Genomic DNA, 17,332 nt, shown 5'->3' with positions numbered 1-17,332 from the left:
GGGCCCTGTGGCACCCATGATTGTCCAATGGAGTATTTCATGAAGCTCGACACCGCACCGTTTGACATGGCCATTGTCGGGGCAGGGCTGGTCGGTGCCACCCTGGCGCTGGCACTGGGCCGGCAGGGGCATCGTGTGGCTCTGCTGGACGGTGGCGACCTTCAAGGCACATGGCAGGTCTCGGACATTGATGCCCGCGTCAGTGCCATTACGCCGGCCTCGCAGCAGTTTCTGACCCATCTGGGCGTCTGGCCCGGCATTGTGCGTCGTCGCATCAGCCCCTATGGCCATATGTCGGTATGGGACGGCGAAGGCACCGGCCATATCGACTTCAACGCCGCGGAGGTCGGCCGCGAGGTGCTGGGACACATCATCGAAAACGGCGTGATTCGCGATGCCCTGCTGGACGCACTTGGCGAGTGTGACCACGTCACCCTCATGTCCAGTGCGCGGGTCACCACCCTCTCCGGGGTGGAACAACACCGGCGCTGCCTCACGCTGGAGGATGGTCGCACCCTCGAGGCCAGCCTTGTGGTCGGTGCCGATGGCGCCAATTCCTGCATTCGTGCGCTGGCAGAGCTGGGGCATCGTGAATATGCCACCGGCCAGCGCGCCGTGGTCGCCACGGTGTGGCATGAGCATGATCATGAGGCCACGGCACGCCAGCGCTTCATGAGTACCGGGCCGCTGGCCTTTTTGCCCCTGAGCATTGATGGACACCAGAAGACCTCTTCCATCGTCTGGTCGGCGGATACGGCACTTGCCGATGAGCTGATGGCCATGACGGATGAGGCCTTCATGCGGGCGCTTGAACTGGATTTTGAGCATCGACTGGGGCACGTCGAGCGCGTTAGCCGGCGCCATGATTTTCCATTGATTCAGCGCCATGCCAGACGCTACGTTGGTGACAGCGTGGCGCTCGTGGGGGATGCTGCGCACAATATTCATCCGCTGGCCGGGCAGGGCGTCAATCTGGGGCTGATGGATGTGGCAGTACTGGCCGAGGAGCTGGGCCGTGCCGGGCGGCGCGGGGCGCCGCTGGGAGATATTCGCATTCTGTCGCGTTACGCGCGTCGGCGCCGCGGTGACAACACGGTCATGCTGATGGCGATGGACGCCTTTCGTATCGGCTTTGGCGTGACCTGGCCTCTGGTGCGGGTGCTGCGCAATCAGGGGCTGACCACTACCGGCCGCTGGCCATGGGCGCGACGGCTGCTGATCGAGCAGGCGATGGGGCAGCGCCAGGGTCTGCCGCAGAGCATGCGCCCGTCACCGCCCTGACGGACATCGTGGTTCGCTCCAGTGTGTTTCATGTGAAACAAAAAAGGCCCGCCGAAACGGCGGGCCTTTTTCTATCTGTCCATCATGCAGCCATTGCTTACATACCGGACTGCGTGTTGGCCGGGTTGTCATTGTTGCTGCTTTCGATGCCGCCCCCGGGGGATTCCACCGTAGAGCCAGCATTGCCGGTGCCCGTCGGTGTTTCACTGGCGCCGGACATTGAACCGGACTGCTGCGAGCCGGACGGTGACATGCCCTGCTGCTGGTTTTCCGGAGCACCGCCGGAGGAGGAGCAGCCTGCTGCCAGCAGAACGGCAGCGGCCAGCGCGCCCATCGTCAATCCTTTCTTCATGTGATGTTTCTCCTTATCAAGGCGGATGGCGTTATCAATTTGCCTCCTCAGCGTAGACGCTTTTAGGGAGTCGTGTCATCCGGCGTGTCATCGGCTGGCACACTGTCACCATTTGAGTGATTGTCATCACCCGGGGCCTGGTCATCGGGCGATGCCTGATTATCGTGACGTCGCATGCCGGGCTGCTGAAATACGTTGATGCCGCGCAGCAGATTGAGCGCCTCGCCCAGCTGATAGTCGTCAGCGGCCACGGGAGAGTCGGGCAGTGCGGCCTTGTCCTGCTCGCTTTCGCCACGGGCATTTTGCAGGTGCCCGCGCAGGTTGGCCTCGCGAATTTCAAACCCGCCCTTTTCAAGCTCCAGCCGGCCGCGTTGCACCGTCACATCCGGCTCGATGCCCTCGGCCTGGATGGAGCGGCCGCCCGGCGTATAGTAAAGCGCGGTGGTGAGTTTGATGCCGGTGGTATCATCCAGCGGCATGACCGACTGCACCGAGCCCTTGCCAAAGCTTTCGGTGCCCAGCACCACGGCGCGATGATGATCCTGCAGGGCACCGGCCACGATCTCGGCGGCCGAGGCACTGCCACCGTTGATCAACACCACCATGGGGGGTTTGGGCAGCGCCGTCTCGGCATTGGCCTCAAACTGCATGTCCGAGTCCTTGAGACGCCCCTTGGTGTAGACCACCAGCCCGCTGTCGAGGAACAGGTCGGCCACATTGACGGCGCCTTCCAGCAGCCCGCCGGGGTTGTTGCGCAGGTCCAGCACCACGCCGGATAGGCCGTCGTCGCCGGCCTGCTTTTTCAGCGCCGCAATCGCCTTGCCGGTCTCTTCGGCGGTGTTTTCCTGGAACTGACTGATGCGCAGATAGCCATAGCCGGGGGAGAGCATACGCGAATTGACGCTGGCGGCCTGAATGTTGTCGCGCTCAAGGCTGACATTGATGGGGGCCTCTGCCCCTTCGCGCAGCAGAGTCAGATCGATCTTGCTACCGGGGTCGCCGCGCATCATGTCGACCGCTTCTTCCAGCGACATGCCATCGGTACTCTTGCCGTCAATTTCGATGATCAGGTCCCGCGGCTGCAGGCCGGCTTTCGAGGCCGGGGTATTGTCGATCGGCGAGATCACCATCAGCTGGTTGTCCTCCTGGCCCACCTCGATGCCGATGCCGCCGAACTCGCCCTCGGTCATCTCGTGCAGGGTGCGAAAGGCGTCCTCGTCAAGATAGTTCGAATGCGGGTCCAGCCCTTCCAGCATGCCGCGCATGGCATTGCGCAACAGCGTTTTATCATCGACATCATCCACGTAGGCCTGCTTGATACGCTCAAACACCTGGGCCAGCGCCTGAATATCTTCCAGCGGCAGTCCGCTCTGAGCGGCTGCCTCGCTTTCGGCATCATTGGCGGCGTCATCGCTGTCGGCAGGCGCGACCGGCGTGTTTTCCGGTGTGCTTTCTGCCGGCGCCGTGTCCGGGGTCGGTTCGGCAGCCGGGGCCGGCAGTGTCAGCAGCAGGGCGGATGACAGGGCAAGCGATAAGGTGACATGGCGCATCAACATGCAAACTCCTTCAGCGGGGTGGGCCGGACGCCGGGACGCCCGATACCTTCAATGGGTGATGCGTTGGCCGTGCTAGCGCGAGGCCAGCCAGCTCTGCGGATTGATGGTCTTGCCACCACGACGTACCTCGAAATAAAGCGCCGGACGCGACAGGCCGCCGGTATCCCCGACGTAGCCAAGTGTTGCACCGCGTTCGACCCGATCACCGGCACTCACGGCAAGGCGCTGCTGGTGAGCATACAGCGACAGTATGCCACCATGATCGATGATCACCAGATAGCCAAAGCCTCGCATCCAGTCGGCAAACACGACCTGACCCTTTGAGGCGGCATAAATCGGGGTGCCGGCGGGAGCGCTGATCAATACGCCATTCCTGTTCAGGCCATCGCCGCTGCCGTAACCCGAGACCACCGAGCCATTGACCGGCCACCGGGAGCTGCGGGCATTCCGGTCGGCCTGATGGGTCACGCTTGCGCGTGATTCGGCGCGCCGCTCGGGCGCCGGGTCGGCGCTGCGGGTCGGTACGCTGCGGGCATTGTTCGAGCTTGCGTTCATTTCGTCGCTGCTCAGGCCCTCATCGCTCGAGGGGCTCTTTTGAGGCGACGACGATGACTGCGCCTGCTGCCTGGCCTCGCGGGCCCGGCGTTCGCGCTCGGCCCGTTCACGTGCCTCGCGCTGTTCACGGGCACGGGCCAGCTGCTGTTCGATCCGGCTGACCATGTTTTCGGCTTCGGCGCGGTCGGACTCAAGCCCCTGAAGGTTGCTTTGCCCGCTTTTATAGCGCGCCTCCAGTCGTGCCAGCGCCTTTTCGCGCTCCTGGCGCTGTTCATCGAGGGTCTGCTGGCGGCTTTTGAGTTCGCCTTGTAGCTGGTCCAGCGTCTGCTGCTGCTCAAGGGTCTGAGTGCGGTTGTCCTGAAGTTCCTGATTGAGCGACGCAAGGCGGGCGAGCTGTTCGGCCCGGGCGTCGTTGAGCCGGTTGAGATAGTGCTGAAAGCGATCGATTTCGCCGGGGTCCTGATTATCGAGCAACAGCTTCAGGCGCGGCTGTTCGCCCAGCTTGTAAAGCGCCCTGACCTGCTCGGCCAGCGCCTTTTGCTGGGCATCGCGCTGCTCGGTCAGGCTCTTCTGACGCTGATCAAGGGTGCTCAGCGCCTCGGTGGTTTGTTTGCGGGCCTGCTGTAAGGTTTCCAGCCGTCGATGAGTCTCGGCCAGCGCCTTTTCGGCCTGCTCGAGCTCCTCTCGGGCATCGCCGCGCTGGGCATCGGTCTTTTCCAGCTGGCGCTGGGTCTGTTCGATGTTCTGGCGAATACTGTCCAGCTCGGCCTTTGAGGCATCCAGGCTGGCGGCGGCGGCAGGCACCGCCACTCCCAGGCTCAATGCCAGCAGCCAAAACCGGCCCGCAGGCCGGTGTGATGTGAATGGCACCGAAAGGCTCCGATCAGCTGTGGTCGATCAGCACGCGACCGGTCATTTCTTCCGGCGGGGTCTGTCCCATCATGGCCAGCAGCGTCGGGGCAATATCGCACAGGCGCCCGCCTTCCAAGAGCGTTGCCTTGCGCTGACTGACGTAGACCAGCGGCACCTGGAAGGTGGTATGGGCCGTCTGCGGCTTGCCGGTATCGGGGTCCACCATCTGCTCGGCATTGCCGTGATCGGCGGTAACCAGACATTCGCCGCCGGCGCGCTCGATCGCCTCGACCACGCGACCCAGACACTCATCCACTGCCTCGATGGCCTTCGTGGCGGCCGCCAGATCGCCGCTGTGGCCGACCATGTCGCCGTTGGCGTAGTTGCACACCACCAGATCAAAGCGGCCGGAATCGATGGCCTCGACCAGTTTATCGGTCACCTCAACCGCGCTCATTTCGGGCTTTTCATCGTAGGTTTTTACGTCGCGCGGCGAGTCGACCAGGATGCGTTCTTCGCCGTCGTAGGTCTCCTCGCGCCCGCCCGAGAAGAAAAACGTCACGTGGGCGTATTTCTCGGTTTCGGCGATGCGCAGCTGGGTCAGCCCCTTTGAAGAGACGTATTCCCCCAGGGTGTTGGGCAGATCAGCGGGCGGAAAGGCCACCGGCACGCCCAGGTCATCGGAGTACTGGGTCATGGAGACGAAATGCACCTTCGGGGTGCGATTGCGCTGGAAACCGTCGAAGCCCGGATCCACCAGCGCGTGGGCGATTTCACGGGCACGGTCGGCGCGGAAGTTGGCAAACAGTACCGCATCGCCATCCTCGATGGTGACCCGGTCGTCATCACTGTCGCGCAGGCTGGTGGCCGTCACGAATTCGTCGGTTTCATCGCGGTCGTAGGCAGCCTGCAGGGCGCGTTCAACGTCATTTTCAACATGCTCGCCCTCGCCGTTGACCATCAGCTGCCAGGCGGCCTGGACGCGATCCCAGCGGTTGTCACGGTCCATGGCGTAGAAGCGCCCGATCATCGAGGCGACACGGCCCACGTTCATCTTGCGCAGCAGGGCATCGGCGCGCTGGAGGCTTTCAAGCGCACTCTGGGGTGCGGTATCACGACCGTCGAGGAACGCGTGGATATAAACCCGCTTCGCGCCGCGCGCCTGGGCCAGTTCGGCCAGCGCCAGAATGTGATCTTCATGACTGTGGACGCCGCCCGGTGACAGCAGGCCCAGCACGTGGACGGCACGGTCATCGCTGACGGCCTGGTCGATGGCATCGGTCAGGGCGGTGTTGTCGCCCAGCTCGTTGTCACGGATCGCCTTCGAGATCCGGGTCAGGCTCTGGTAGACGACACGCCCGGCGCCGAGGTTCATGTGGCCGACCTCGGAGTTGCCCATCTGGCCTTCGGGCAGGCCGACGTTTTCACCGTCGGTATTGATCAGGGTATGGGCGTAATCCGCCTGCAGCCGATCCATGACCGGTGTATTGGCGGCGGCCACGGCATTGTTGGCCGATTCCGGATTGTGGCCATAGCCATCAAGAATCAGCAGGGCGACGGGACGTGGTTGCGATGTAGACATGATTTCGCCTCGAGAACACGGACATGTAAGCCCCGATATCGGGTCGCGCTGCTGGCGTGTGATCACGCAGCGAGGGCGCTATCAGGGCGTCGAAATGGTCGTCATCATAACCCAGCCGGTGCATGCCAGCATTGATCATCGGGGACGGACGACGGCCGGGTGCTTGTGTATACTGGGCGCGCGCCGGATTCCAGCTACCGAGCGGCTTCCCCGAACTCGCAGGGTAGACCAGGCATGACCGTGCGCCGAGCCATTTTAAACAACCAGGGTCAAGATATTTCCATGATCGATCAGCTGCTGGAGTTTGCCCAGAATCACCCCTTGCTGGTAGGCGCCTTTGTGGTGGTATTGCTGGCCTGGCTGGCCTTTGAATCCCGTCGCAGTGCGACCGGCGGTGTCAGCAGCGGTGAGGCGACCAGCCTGATCAACCGCGAGGACGCCATGGTCCTTGATATTCGCGAGATCAAGGAATTCAAGGCAGGCCATATCGCCGGTGCCATCAACGTGCCCGCTGACAAGCTCGACAACAACATGCAGCGCCTTGAAAAGCACAGGGAAAAGCCGATTATCGTGGTGGACAAGATGGGCCAGCACAGCGGCGCCGTGGTCACAAAGCTGCACAAGGCCGGCTACAATGGCGCCCGTCGGCTCAAGGGCGGTCATTCACAGTGGGTGGCCGATAGCCTGCCCGTTGTGACACGCTGATGTCACCTCTTCAAGCGATAGTTATTACCTGTTTAAAGCAGTAGTGATTACTTACTCACAGACCGGGAAACCAGCATGTCAGACAACAACGCCACCAGTGAGCAGGCCAATATCCAGTTCGCGCTGCAGCGCATTTATGTCAAGGACATCTCCTTTGAGGCGCCCAATTCGCCGGCGATCTTTCAGCAGCAGTTCAAGCCGCGGGTCAAGCTCGATGTCGACAATGGCCACAAGCTGATCAGCGAAGGCCTCTATGAGGTCAGCGTGCGAGTGACGGCTCACGTCTACAACGGTGACGAAGAGTCCACGGCCTTTCTGGCCGAAGTTCAGCAGGCCGGTCTTTTTGCCATCTCGGGTCTCAGCGACGCCCAGCTTGATCACACGCTTGGCGCCTTCTGCCCCAACGTGCTGTTCCCCTATGCGCGTGAGTGCATCGATAACCTGGTCGGCCGTGGCACTTTCCCGGCGCTGATGCTGTCCCCGGTCAACTTTGATGCGATCTACGCCCAGAAGCAGCAGGGCACGCCCCAGGCTGACGCCTGATGCGTCAGGGTCGCGAGTAACCTTATGCGCATTTACGTTCCTCAGAAGCTCAAGCCCGGCGCCACGCTGAGACTGCCTGACGCGGCAGCCCATCATGTGGCCCGCGTCATGCGTCGCCGTGAAGGTGATGCCCTGATGCTGTTTGATGGCAAGGGCAGCGAAGTGAACGCTCACATCGCCGCGGTTTCAAAACGTGGCGATGTGCAGGTCACGCTCGGGGAGCGCCAGCCGATACTGCCCGAGTCGCCGCTGGCCGTGCATCTGGGGCTGGCGGTGGGCAAGGGCGATCGAATGGATTTTGCCATCCAGAAGTCGGTCGAGCTGGGAGTTGCAGCCATCACTCCGCTCTACACCGAGTTTGGTGATGTGCGGCTCAAGGCCGAGCGGGCGCAGAAAAAGCGCGATCACTGGCAGGCCGTGGCCGTCAATGCCTGTGAGCAGTGTGGCCGTGCTACCGTGCCCGTCATCTATCCCCCCGCCGCGCTGAATGACTGGCTGGCAGACCGGCAGGAGCCGCTCAGGCTGGTGCTGCATCCCTACGGTGCCACCGAGCCCATGAGTGATGGCGCTTTTGAAGGCGCGGCCCTGTTGGTCGGCCCTGAAGGGGGCCTGAGCGATCAGGAAGTGGCTGCCGCGCACGCGCATCGATTCACCTCCTGGATCATCGGTCCGCGCATCCTGCGCATGGAGACCGCCCCGATCGTGGCCCTGTCACTGTTGCAGGCGCGCTTTGGCGATTTTGCCTGAGCGCTGTTTTTTCCCCTGACGATGCCTTCATGTCTTCGGGGACGTACCGCAACGGTGCGTACCCGATGCTGCTTTTCCGGTCTTCCGCTGGTCTGATTTGCCCTCCATAGCGCCTGTGTATTGGCAGAAATGGCCGTGAGCGTCTGTAATGATTGCCAGGTTTATTGAACCAAAGTTTAACGATCGGCAGGCCGGCGATCGCCCCGCCATGATGTGTGGCGGGAACTGCCTGCCGGGTCCGTCAACTACCACAGGGAGTGTTTCATGGCCGACTATAGTGTTGCCGACATGCTGGTACGAACGCTGGCCCGCGCCGGCGTGGAAAATATCTGGGGGCTGCCGGGGGATTCGCTCAATGGCCTGACCGAAAGCCTGCGCCGGCAGGAGCTCATTACCTGGCGCGGCGTGCGTCACGAAGAGGTGGCGGCGCTGGCGGCCAGCGGCGAGGCCGAAGCGCGTAACGGTCTGACCGTCTGTGCCGGCTCCTGCGGACCCGGCAATACGCATCTGATCAACGGGCTTTTCGAAGCCAAACGAGCGCACACGCCGATGCTGGCCATCGCCGCTCAGATTCCCTCCAGCGAAGTGGGCTTGGGCTATTTCCAGGAGACCCACCCGGAGCAGCTGTTCAAGGAGTGCAGTGACTACTGCGAGCTGATCTCCAACCCGTCCCAGGCGCAACGGGTAATCGAAACCGCCATGCGTACCGCGATTCTGGAAAAGAGCGTGGCGGTGGTCGTGATCTCCGGGGATGTGGCGCTCTCACCTGCCGTCGAGCAGAAAATGCAGTGGAGTACGCCGGTGGCGCCCGTGACGGTCCCCCCTGAGCCCGAGCTTGAGGAACTGGCCGAGCTGCTCAACGACAGCCAGAAGGTCGCCATGCTCTGCGGCGCAGGCTGTGCCGGCGCCCACGATGAGGTCATGGCACTGGCCGAGCGGCTCAAGGCGCCCATCGTGCATGCGCTGCGTGGCAAGCCGCATCTTGAATACGATAACCCCTATGACGTGGGCATGACCGGTCTGATCGGCTTCAGCTCGGGCTATCACGCGCTCAAGGAGTGTGATTTTCTGATCATGCTGGGCACCAGCTTTCCCTATCGGGACTTCTTCCCCGAGCACGGTCGGATTGTCCAGATCGATCTGCGTCCCGGGCACCTGGGTCGGCGCAGCACGCTGCTCAAGGGGCTGGTGGGTGATGTGAAGGCGAGCCTTGAGGCGCTGCTGCCCCGCCTTGAGGAGAAAACCGACCGCACCTTTCTCGACAAGGCGCAAAAGCACTATCAAAAGGCCCGCGAGGATCTCGACGAGCTGGCCGGGCCGGCTGCCGAAGGCAAGCCGCTGCATCCGCAGTATCTCACTGCCCGTGTGAGCGCGCTGGCCGATGAGGATGCCTGGTTTACCGCCGAGGTGGGCACGCCCACCGTATGGGCGGCGCGCTATCTGAAGATGAACGGCAAGCGGCACCTGACCGGCTCCTTCATGCACGGTTCCATGGCCACGGCCATGCCACAGGCGATGGGTGCTCAGGTCGCCCAGCCCGGACGCCAGGTGATATCGCTGTCCGGGGATGGCGGCATCAACATGCTGATGGGGGATCTGATGACGCTGGCCGAGCAGAAGCTGCCGGTCAAGGTGATCATCTACAACAACTCGACGCTGGGGTTTGTGGCAATGGAGATGAAGGCCGCCGGCTATGTGGATGAGGTGACCAATCTGCCCGGCACCGACTACGCCCGGCTGGCCGAAGCGCTGGGTGTCAAGGGACTGACGGTCTCAAGCTCCGAGCAGCTCGATGGCGTGCTTGAGGAGGCCTTTGCCCATGACGGCCCGGTCATTGTCGATGTGAAGGTGGCCAAACAGGAGCTTTCCATGCCGCCGACCATTGAGGCTGCCCAGGCGAAGGGCTTTAGCCTCTATATGCTGCGCGCGGTCATGAGCGGACGCGGTGATGAGGTGATGGACCTGGCCGATACCAACTGGCTCAGCCGGCTTGGCCGCAAGAAAAAATAGTCATGCATTGAAAGTGAGTACTTGCTTACTTGCTTGAGCGTGACAAAAAAAGCCCCGGCATTGCCGGGGCTTTTTGCGAGATGACGAGCAAGCGATCAGCTTTTCTTGTCGATCAGTTCCTGACGGGCCTTGCGCTGCTGTTCTTCCTCATACGTCGGGAAGTCGACATAGCCGCGGGCATCGCCACCGTAGAAGGTGGACGGGTCAAAGTCCGCCAGCGGCCAGCCGTTTTTCATGCGCTCGACCAGATCCGGATTCGAGGTATAGAGGCGGCCAAACACCGGCAGATCGATGGTGCCGTCGTTGACCAGCTTCTCGGCCTCGGCATGGTCCAGATTGCCGGCCAGCAGCAGATTGCCCTCGTAGGTATCACGAAACTTTTTGAGATAGTCACGCGGCATCGGCGACATGCCCTGGCCACCCTGATCATGCAGGTGCACGTAGGAAAGTCCGCGCTTGTTGAACTCGCGTGCCAGATACAGATAGGTTTCGCCGTTGTCATCGTACTCCGGCATGTCAAAGAGCGTGCCGTGCGGTGACAGGCGCACACCGACGCGATGGGCGCCGATCAGCGCGCTGACCTCATCGACCACTTCGATGAGCAGGCGACAGCGGTTTTCACGCGAGCCGCCGTACTGGTCATCACGGTCGTTGACACCGGGATTGAGAAACTGCTCGAAGAGATAGCCGTTGGCACCGTGAATCTCGACGCCATCAAAGCCTGCCTCGCGCGAATTGACGGCGGCCTGGGCGAAATCGCGCACGATGTCGCGCACCTCATCAGTTTCAAGCCGACGCGGGGTGCTGGCCTTGAGCATGTCGGGCGTGCCCTGCTCGTTATAGCCAAAGGCCATGCCACCGGGCTTGTCACTCGGACCGACCGGGGCGGCACCCGCGATCTGTACCGAAGTGTGCGAGACGCGCCCCACGTGCCAGATCTGGGCAAAGAAGACCCCGCCGCGCTCGTGAACGGCGCGTGTGGCCTTTTGCCAGCCCGCAATCTGGTCCGGGCCATAGATGCCGGGGTTATACAGATACCCCGTGCCCTGACGCGACACCGGCGTGCCTTCGGAAATGATCAGCCCGGCGCTGGCCCGCTGGCGGTAATAGAGGGCGCCCAGCTCGGTGGGAATATCCCCCGGCGCACGCGAGCGGGTCATGGGTGCCATGACAATCCGGTTATCAAGTTGAATGCCGGCGAGGTCAAAGCGTTCAAAAAGTGATGACATAAAATCCTCTCTGCGAAACGGCTGGACACTGTGTTTTAGCAAAACCGTGTTCCAGTGATGTTCTGCTCCACAAAAGTCTAGTCGCTCAACCGCGCGGCTCTGATAGTTTTCAACCATTCCTGCGATTGGAAGAAACAATCCGGCCTGCGGGCACCCGGTCGGTTCGGCCATGGTCGGAGGATGAGGCTTGCGTCATACTGGCGTGATGGATGGCCGCCACAACATCACCCGGCCGTGTTCTGGAGTTTTAAATGAGTGAACGTGCATTGAAGATTGCGGTGGTCATGGACCCTATCGCCAATATTGCCTGGAAAAAGGATTCGACGCTGGCCATGTTGTGGGCGGCCAGGCGGCGTGGCCACACACTGTATTATCTCGAGCCGGGCGATCTTTACCTCAAGGATGGCCGCGCGATGGGGCGCCTGCGCACCCTGGAGGTGTTCGAAAACGACCCTGAACATTACTACGCCCTGGGCGAGGTCGAGGCTGGGCCGCTGTCAGAGATGGACGTGATCCTGATGCGTCAGGATCCGCCGGTGGATGTCAATTTCACCAATGCTGTCCACCTTCTGGGCTTTGCCGAACGTGAGGGCGTGCTGGTGGTCAACCCGACCCGGGCACTTTTGACCTGCAACGAAAAGCTTTACGCCCAGCAGTTCCCCCAGTGTCTGGTGCCCAGCGTCGTCTCCTGCAATGACAGGGTACTGCGCGAGTTTCACGCCGAGCAGGGCGATACCATCTTCAAGCCGCTGGACGGCATGGGCGGGACTGGCATCTTTCATATTGCCCCGGATGGTCGCAACATCGGTGCGGTCATCGAGCAGCTGACCCAGCGCGGCACCGAGCAGATCATGGCGCAGCGCTACATCCCCGAGATCAAGCAGGGGGATACCCGTATTCTGCTGATTGATGGCGAACCGGTGCCCTATGGTCTCGCCCGCATCCCTTCGGCGGGTGAAGTGCGCGGTAATCTGGCCGCCGGCGGCCGCGGAGAAGCCCGCGAGTTGACCGATCGTGACTACTGGCTGGTCGATCAGGTCAAGGACTCCATCAAGTCGCTGGGACTGATCTTTGTCGGCCTGGATGTGATCGGGGACTACATCACCGAGATCAACGTCACCAGCCCCACCTGCGTGCGCGAAATTGACGCCCAGAAGGGCACCGATATCGCCGGCCTGCTAATGGATGCCATTGAGCGCCGCTTCACCTCGTAAGGTGTTGACGTCACGCCCGCCTGCCGGTGTTACCATGCACGCATTCCCCACCAACGGCGGATGAGCGTCGGCCATGGCCGTGCTCTCATGACCCATCGATCTACGCCCCTGCCGGCCGGCAGGGGCGCGTGCTTTTATCCGGGAGGCCCATGCAAGGCTTACGCGATCACTTTCTCATGGCGATGCCCCATCTCGAAGACGAAAACTTTGCGGGCTCGCTGACCTATATCTGCGATCATGACGACAACGGCACGCTGGGGCTTAAACTCAATCAGCCCATGGAGCTGACGCTGGAAGCGCTGTTCGAGCAGCTCGAAATCGATGCCAGCGAGTGCACGTCGCTGGATACGCCGGTGCTCAATGGCGGCCCGGTGCATCGCGAACGCGGTTTCATTCTGCATTCGGGCAGCCCCGAGCACTGGGATTCCAGCATCCGCACCGGTGAAAATCGGGCGCTGACCACGTCGATGGACATCCTGCAGGCCATTGCCGCCGGCGAAGGGCCCGAGCAGTTTCTGGTCTGTCTGGGTTGCGTGGGCTGGGAGCCCGAGCAACTGGCCCAGGAGATCAAGGACAATACTTGGTTGACCGTGGAGGCCAGCGATGAGGTGCTCTTTCGCACACCTGCTCCGGCGCGCCTTGAAACCGCCGCGGGGCATCTGGGCGTTGATCTGAGCCTGCTCTCGCGTGAGGCCGGGCATGGCTGAGACGTCCGGCCAGCGGCTGGTGCTGGCCTTTGATTTTGGCGTGCGGCGCATTGGCGTAGCCGTCGGCAACGAACTGCTGGGCTCGGCCACGGCGCTTGATCCGTTGACGGCGCGTGACGGCATTCCCGACTGGAACGTGATCGCTCGCCTGGTCGATGAATGGCAGCCCGATCTGTTTGTGGTCGGGCTGCCCCTCAACATGGACGACACCGAATCCGGGATGAGCCTGCGCGCGCGTAAGTTCGGCAAGCGGCTGCACGGACGCTTTGGCAAGCCGCTGGAAATGTTCGATGAGCGCGGCACCACTCGCGCTGCCAAGGCGATTGCCCGCGAAGAAGGTCATCGCGGCAACTATCGCGAGCACGGTGTCGACGGCATCGCCGCCGAGCTGATTCTCACTGGATGGTTTGAGCAGCAGGCCGGCGGTGCTCGCCTCGATATGCCCTCGCCCCGCCAGTAAGCGTCCTGCTGCCGGAACAGGAAAGTTTTGCCCCCCTCAGCCGTGATGCCCGCTCGTCAGCAGCGCATCATCGACCCCCACCTGGTGCGGCGGCTTCCAGCCTACGTCCCTGAGATTCCGATCAAAGGTGTCATCCACGCCCATGAGCGTGGCAAAGATTGCCATGCGCACTGGAATGCCATTGTCGGTCTGACGAAAGATGGCCAGTCGCGGGTCGCCGTTGAGGTCCACGTTGAGATCATTGGCGCCGGGCCGACTGTCGCGCGGCAGCGGGTGCATCGCGATGGTATGAGTGCTGCAGCGCTGATCCAGAAAGGCGCGGTCCACGCTGAAATCGCTCGACAGACTGAAGCCTTCCACCATCTCCTGGGTAAAGCGCTCCTTTTGAATCCGTGTGGCATAGACCACGTCGACGTCGCTGTAATCGGCCTGCAGGGTATCGCGCTGTTGCACCCGATGGCCGGCATTCTCGGCCTGGTCGATCAGTTCGAAGGGCATTTCGAGGCCCGGCGGCGACACCAGCGTGATCTGCATCGGCGGATAAAGTGACAAAAGCTTCAGCAGCGAATGCACGGTACGCCCGTACTTGAGATCGCCGGTCAGCAGCAGATGCGCGCCGGGCAGCGCCTTGCCGATCCGCTCGAACTCCTTATTGATGGTATAAAGATCCAGCAGTGCCTGGCTGGGGTGCTCGCCAGGGCCATCACCGCCGTTGATCACCGGTACATGGGTGGCCGCGGCAAATTCTGCTACCGAGCCCAGGTCGGGGTGACGCATGACAATGGCATCGACATAGCCGCTGATCACGCGGCTGGTGTCATACAGTGACTCGCCCTTGGCCATCGAGGAGAAGGTGAAGCCAGTGGTGTCACAGACGCTGCCGCCCAGGCGACTGAAGGCCGAGTGAAAGCTCATGCGCGTACGGGTACTGGCTTCGAAAAAGAGATTGCCCAGCACGGCGCCCTCCAGTACCCGGGTGATCTTCTGGCGCTGGGCGATGGGCTCCATGCGCCGCGCCACGTGAAACAGATGATCGACGTAGTCGCGGGACAAATTATCAACGGACAACAGATGGGCACTCATGGCACTCGCCTCTGGCTGGGAGGGACAAAGCCACACAGCAGGCACTGTGGGGCGCAAACGCGCGCTAGTGTAGCGCGACAGGCCCTTGCCCTTCATCGGGGATCAGGCGTGCGACAGACGCTTTTTCAAACAGCCCCTCTCTTTTGGCATGACAGGATGGGCGAGCGTTGAACGGCGCGCTACACTGCGCCCGCTTTTTTCCATCAGGGCGAGAGCCTCGCGTCAGGACGGCCATTACCCATGCATGCACTGCTGGAATCCATTCTCGATGAGGTGCGCCCGCTGCTGGGCCAGGGGCACGTGGCCAGCTACATTCCGGCACTGGCGGATGTTGATCCCCATCAACTCGGCATCGCCATGCTCGGCACCGGTGGTGCGCTTTATCAGGCCGGGGATGCCGATACCCCCTTCTCGATTCAGAGCATTTCCAAGGTGTTCAGCCTGGTGCAGGCCATTTCACATGGCGGCGAGAGCCTCTGGGAGCGGCTGGGGCATGAGCCTTCGGGGCAGGCCTTCAACTCGCTGGTGCAGCTCGAGTTCGAAAAAGGGCGCCCGCGCAATCCCTTTATCAATGCCGGTGCGCTGGTGATCGCCGATATCAACCAGTCGCGCTACGCCGCCCCGATACTGTCCATGCGCGATCTGGTGCGCCGGATGACCAACAACGTTCATATCATTTCCGATCGGGTGGTGGCCGAATCGGAATACCAGCATCGGGCGCGCAATGCGGCCATGGCCTATCTGATGCAGTCCTTTGGCAACTTTCACAATGATGTGGAAGCCGTGCTCAAGAGCTACTTCCATCACTGTGCGCTCACGGCCAGCTGCGTGGATCTGGTACGCGGCTTCTCCTTTCTGGCCAACGGTGGGCGCTGCCTGCACAGTGATGAGCACATCCTGACGCCGCGCCAGACCCAGCAGGTCAACGCCATCATGGCCACCAGCGGGCTCTATGACGAGGCCGGCAACTTTGCCTATCGTGTGGGGCTGCCGGGTAAAAGCGGCGTCGGCGGTGGCATCGTCGCGGTGGTGCCGGGGCGCTACAGCATCTGCGTGTGGTCACCGGCGCTCAACGCCAGCGGCAATTCGCTGGTGGGTATGGCGGTGCTGGAAAAGCTCAGTGAACGTATTGGCTGGTCGGTGTTCTTGCCGCTTTCCTACTGAAATAACAGGCGCTGTGCCCTTGGGTGGCGCCTTCTGGATCAAACCCTTCTTGAACGCTTGTCAGGGCGCTCTACGCTTGGAGAGACGTGCGTCGGGCCGTGCCCGGCGTAAAGATTGATCCATGTTTCAAAAGGAGTTTGAGCAGTGGCCAATTCAACCGATGCACCCCAGTCACAGCCGGGTGATGAATACAGTATGAACCCGCAGCCCGAATACATTCGAGCCCGGTATCAGGGCACCGGCAAGCTCAAGGGCCGGGTGGCCCTGATTACCGGGGGCGACAGCGGTATCGGCCGCGCCGTAGCCGTCCATTACGCCCGCGAAGGCGCCGATGTGGCGATCAACTATCTCCTGGAAGATCGCGACGCCGAGGATACCCGTGCGCTCGTCGAGGCCGAGGGGCAGCGCTGCCTGGTGCTCAAGGGCGACGTCGGCAGCCCGGATTTTTGCCATAACATGATCGAAAGGACCGTCAGTGAACTGGGTGGGCTTAACATTCTGGTCAACAACGCCGCCGAACAGCACGACTGGGACGACATCACCAAAATTCCCGACGAACAGATCGAGCGCACCTTTCGCACCAACATCTTCAGTCACTTCTATACGGTCAAGTACGCGCTGGCGCATTTGAAAGAGGGCGACAGTATCATCGAAACCTCCTCGATCAATGCCTTCAAGGGCAATAACACCCTGATCGACTACACCGCGACCAAGGGCGCCATTCAGGGCTTTATGCGTTCGATAGCCATGTCATTGGTTGAACGTGGTATTCGCGTCAATGCCGTGGCCCCAGGACCTATCTGGACGCCACTGATTCCCTCGACCATGGATGACGAGAAGGTGGAAGGCTTTGGCGAGCAGGTCCCCATGAACCGTGCCGGTCAGCCCAGTGAGATAGCGCCGGCCTATGTCTATCTGGCAAGCGAGGAGTCCTCCTACATGAATGGGCAGACCATTCACCTCAATGGCGGCGTTATCCTTAATACGTAACGTTACGATATAAATTACAGATAGAAATCCCAAGCCTGCGCCGCTTCCCGTGGTGCGGGCTTTTTCATGCCGTGCACATGACCTCTTGCATCGATCCATGACAGTATTTTTTGGTTAACCCGTATTGGATTATCGTCAGAATTTAGCCTTGTCATCTTGAGGCTTTTTTGACTGGATCGGAGACGATGCCTTTTCTTTATTGCTTTTTGTATTGAGCATTAAAAACGTAGGGAGTAGTGAGCTTCATGCGGGGATGTCTCGCATGATGCCGATTTTTATTGGGCTTTTCATGGAGGTTTTTG

16 protein-coding genes are annotated in these 17,332 nt (G+C 61.5%); 10 read left to right on the top strand and 6 right to left on the bottom strand.

Annotated elements, in window-relative coordinates; genetic code table 11:
- The first annotated feature begins 39 nt into the window (after positions 1 to 39).
- Positions 40 to 1,281: a UbiH/UbiF/VisC/COQ6 family ubiquinone biosynthesis hydroxylase gene (locus tag Q0931_RS12970; protein WP_299260926.1), complete on the top strand. Its 1,242-nt coding sequence runs from the start codon at positions 40 to 42 to the stop codon at positions 1,279 to 1,281.
- A 97-nt stretch (positions 1,282 to 1,378) separates the two neighbouring features.
- On the opposite strand, the gene Q0931_RS12965 is transcribed toward Q0931_RS12970, so the two are convergent.
- From Q0931_RS12965 to gpmI, 4 genes are all read right to left on the bottom strand, one after another.
- A complete protein-coding gene (locus Q0931_RS12965) occupies positions 1,379 to 1,633 on the bottom strand; it encodes a hypothetical protein (protein ID WP_299260924.1) in 255 nt (84 codons plus the stop codon).
- Positions 1,634 to 1,695: 62 nt separating this feature from the next.
- The gene (locus tag Q0931_RS12960; protein WP_299261015.1) at positions 1,696 to 3,186 is read right to left on the bottom strand and encodes a S41 family peptidase; all 1,491 of its coding nucleotides are present in this window, start codon (positions 3,184 to 3,186) and stop codon (positions 1,696 to 1,698) included.
- 75 nt (positions 3,187 to 3,261) lie between these two features.
- Positions 3,262 to 4,548 carry a peptidoglycan DD-metalloendopeptidase family protein gene (locus tag Q0931_RS12955; RefSeq protein ID WP_299260922.1) on the bottom strand — a complete coding sequence of 429 codons (1,287 nt, stop codon included), beginning with the start codon at positions 4,546 to 4,548 and terminating at the stop codon, positions 3,262 to 3,264.
- 79 nt (positions 4,549 to 4,627) lie between these two features.
- Positions 4,628 to 6,178: a 2,3-bisphosphoglycerate-independent phosphoglycerate mutase gene (gene gpmI, locus Q0931_RS12950; protein ID WP_299260920.1), complete on the bottom strand. Its 1,551-nt coding sequence runs from the start codon at positions 6,176 to 6,178 to the stop codon at positions 4,628 to 4,630.
- 282 nt (positions 6,179 to 6,460) lie between these two features.
- On the opposite strand from gpmI, the gene Q0931_RS12945 reads away from it, so the two are divergent.
- The 4 genes from Q0931_RS12945 (at position 6,461) to poxB (ending at position 10,183) form a co-directional block, all read left to right on the top strand.
- On the top strand, positions 6,461 to 6,883 hold the full coding sequence (locus Q0931_RS12945) for a rhodanese-like domain-containing protein (protein WP_299260918.1): 423 nt from the start codon (positions 6,461 to 6,463) through the stop codon (positions 6,881 to 6,883).
- Positions 6,884 to 6,958: 75 nt separating this feature from the next.
- Positions 6,959 to 7,426, top strand: coding sequence for a protein-export chaperone SecB (gene secB / locus Q0931_RS12940; RefSeq protein ID WP_108841462.1), 468 nt, complete (start codon positions 6,959 to 6,961; stop codon positions 7,424 to 7,426).
- Positions 7,427 to 7,450: 24 nt separating this feature from the next.
- Positions 7,451 to 8,173 carry a 16S rRNA (uracil(1498)-N(3))-methyltransferase gene (locus tag Q0931_RS12935; RefSeq protein ID WP_299260910.1) on the top strand — a complete coding sequence of 241 codons (723 nt, stop codon included), beginning with the start codon at positions 7,451 to 7,453 and terminating at the stop codon, positions 8,171 to 8,173.
- 264 nt (positions 8,174 to 8,437) lie between these two features.
- Positions 8,438 to 10,183: a ubiquinone-dependent pyruvate dehydrogenase gene (poxB, locus tag Q0931_RS12930; protein WP_299260908.1), complete on the top strand. Its 1,746-nt coding sequence runs from the start codon at positions 8,438 to 8,440 to the stop codon at positions 10,181 to 10,183.
- 95 nt (positions 10,184 to 10,278) lie between these two features.
- On the opposite strand, the gene Q0931_RS12925 is transcribed toward poxB, so the two are convergent.
- Positions 10,279 to 11,412 carry an alkene reductase gene (locus Q0931_RS12925; protein WP_299260906.1) on the bottom strand — a complete coding sequence of 378 codons (1,134 nt, stop codon included), beginning with the start codon at positions 11,410 to 11,412 and terminating at the stop codon, positions 10,279 to 10,281.
- A 251-nt stretch (positions 11,413 to 11,663) separates the two neighbouring features.
- Between Q0931_RS12925 and gshB the strand changes: the two genes are divergently transcribed.
- The 3 genes from gshB to ruvX all read left to right on the top strand — a co-directional run bounded on the left by gshB (position 11,664) and on the right by ruvX (position 13,793).
- Positions 11,664 to 12,626 (top strand): glutathione synthase, encoded by a 963-nt coding sequence (gene gshB / locus Q0931_RS12920; protein ID WP_299260904.1) that lies wholly within the window; start codon positions 11,664 to 11,666, stop codon positions 12,624 to 12,626.
- A gap of 149 nt (positions 12,627 to 12,775) precedes the next feature.
- Entirely contained in the window at positions 12,776 to 13,333 is a 558-nt protein-coding gene (locus Q0931_RS12915) for a YqgE/AlgH family protein (RefSeq protein ID WP_299260902.1), read from the top strand.
- Entirely contained in the window at positions 13,326 to 13,793 is a 468-nt protein-coding gene (gene ruvX, locus Q0931_RS12910; protein ID WP_299260900.1) for a Holliday junction resolvase RuvX, read from the top strand. Before Q0931_RS12915 ends, ruvX begins: the two co-directional genes overlap by 8 nt.
- Positions 13,794 to 13,829: 36 nt before the next feature.
- Here the strand turns inward: ruvX and pyrB are convergent, their stop codons facing one another.
- Entirely contained in the window at positions 13,830 to 14,876 is a 1,047-nt protein-coding gene (gene pyrB, locus Q0931_RS12905; RefSeq protein WP_299260898.1) for an aspartate carbamoyltransferase, read from the bottom strand.
- 240 nt (positions 14,877 to 15,116) lie between these two features.
- Here pyrB and glsB point away from each other — a divergent pair, with 240 nt between their 5' ends.
- On the top strand, positions 15,117 to 16,040 hold the full coding sequence (gene glsB, locus Q0931_RS12900) for a glutaminase B (RefSeq protein WP_299260896.1): 924 nt from the start codon (positions 15,117 to 15,119) through the stop codon (positions 16,038 to 16,040).
- A gap of 144 nt (positions 16,041 to 16,184) precedes the next feature.
- Entirely contained in the window at positions 16,185 to 17,030 is an 846-nt protein-coding gene (locus tag Q0931_RS12895) for an SDR family oxidoreductase (protein WP_299260894.1), read from the top strand.
- Positions 17,031 to 17,332 lie beyond the last annotated feature (302 nt).

The sequence above is a fragment of the uncultured Kushneria sp. genome, assembly GCF_947497025.1.
GTDB lineage: Bacteria > Pseudomonadota > Gammaproteobacteria > Pseudomonadales > Halomonadaceae > Kushneria.
Note: the sequence above shows the minus strand (reverse complement) of the source record. Positions and strands in the feature narration are given on the sequence as shown.

Coding starts and splice junctions, on each gene's coding strand:
- Q0931_RS12970 (WP_299260926.1), top strand. CDS start 40: ATGAAGCTCGACACCGCACCGTTTGACATGGCCATTGTCGGGGCAGGG.
- Q0931_RS12965 (WP_299260924.1), bottom strand. CDS start 1,633: ATGAAGAAAGGATTGACGATGGGCGCGCTGGCCGCTGCCGTTCTGCTG.
- gpmI (WP_299260920.1), bottom strand. CDS start 6,178: ATGTCTACATCGCAACCACGTCCCGTCGCCCTGCTGATTCTTGATGGC.
- Q0931_RS12945 (WP_299260918.1), top strand. CDS start 6,461: ATGATCGATCAGCTGCTGGAGTTTGCCCAGAATCACCCCTTGCTGGTA.
- secB (WP_108841462.1), top strand. CDS start 6,959: ATGTCAGACAACAACGCCACCAGTGAGCAGGCCAATATCCAGTTCGCG.
- Q0931_RS12935 (WP_299260910.1), top strand. CDS start 7,451: ATGCGCATTTACGTTCCTCAGAAGCTCAAGCCCGGCGCCACGCTGAGA.
- poxB (WP_299260908.1), top strand. CDS start 8,438: ATGGCCGACTATAGTGTTGCCGACATGCTGGTACGAACGCTGGCCCGC.
- Q0931_RS12925 (WP_299260906.1), bottom strand. CDS start 11,412: ATGTCATCACTTTTTGAACGCTTTGACCTCGCCGGCATTCAACTTGAT.
- gshB (WP_299260904.1), top strand. CDS start 11,664: ATGAGTGAACGTGCATTGAAGATTGCGGTGGTCATGGACCCTATCGCC.
- Q0931_RS12915 (WP_299260902.1), top strand. CDS start 12,776: ATGCAAGGCTTACGCGATCACTTTCTCATGGCGATGCCCCATCTCGAA.
- ruvX (WP_299260900.1), top strand. CDS start 13,326: ATGGCTGAGACGTCCGGCCAGCGGCTGGTGCTGGCCTTTGATTTTGGC.
- pyrB (WP_299260898.1), bottom strand. CDS start 14,876: ATGAGTGCCCATCTGTTGTCCGTTGATAATTTGTCCCGCGACTACGTC.
- glsB (WP_299260896.1), top strand. CDS start 15,117: ATGCATGCACTGCTGGAATCCATTCTCGATGAGGTGCGCCCGCTGCTG.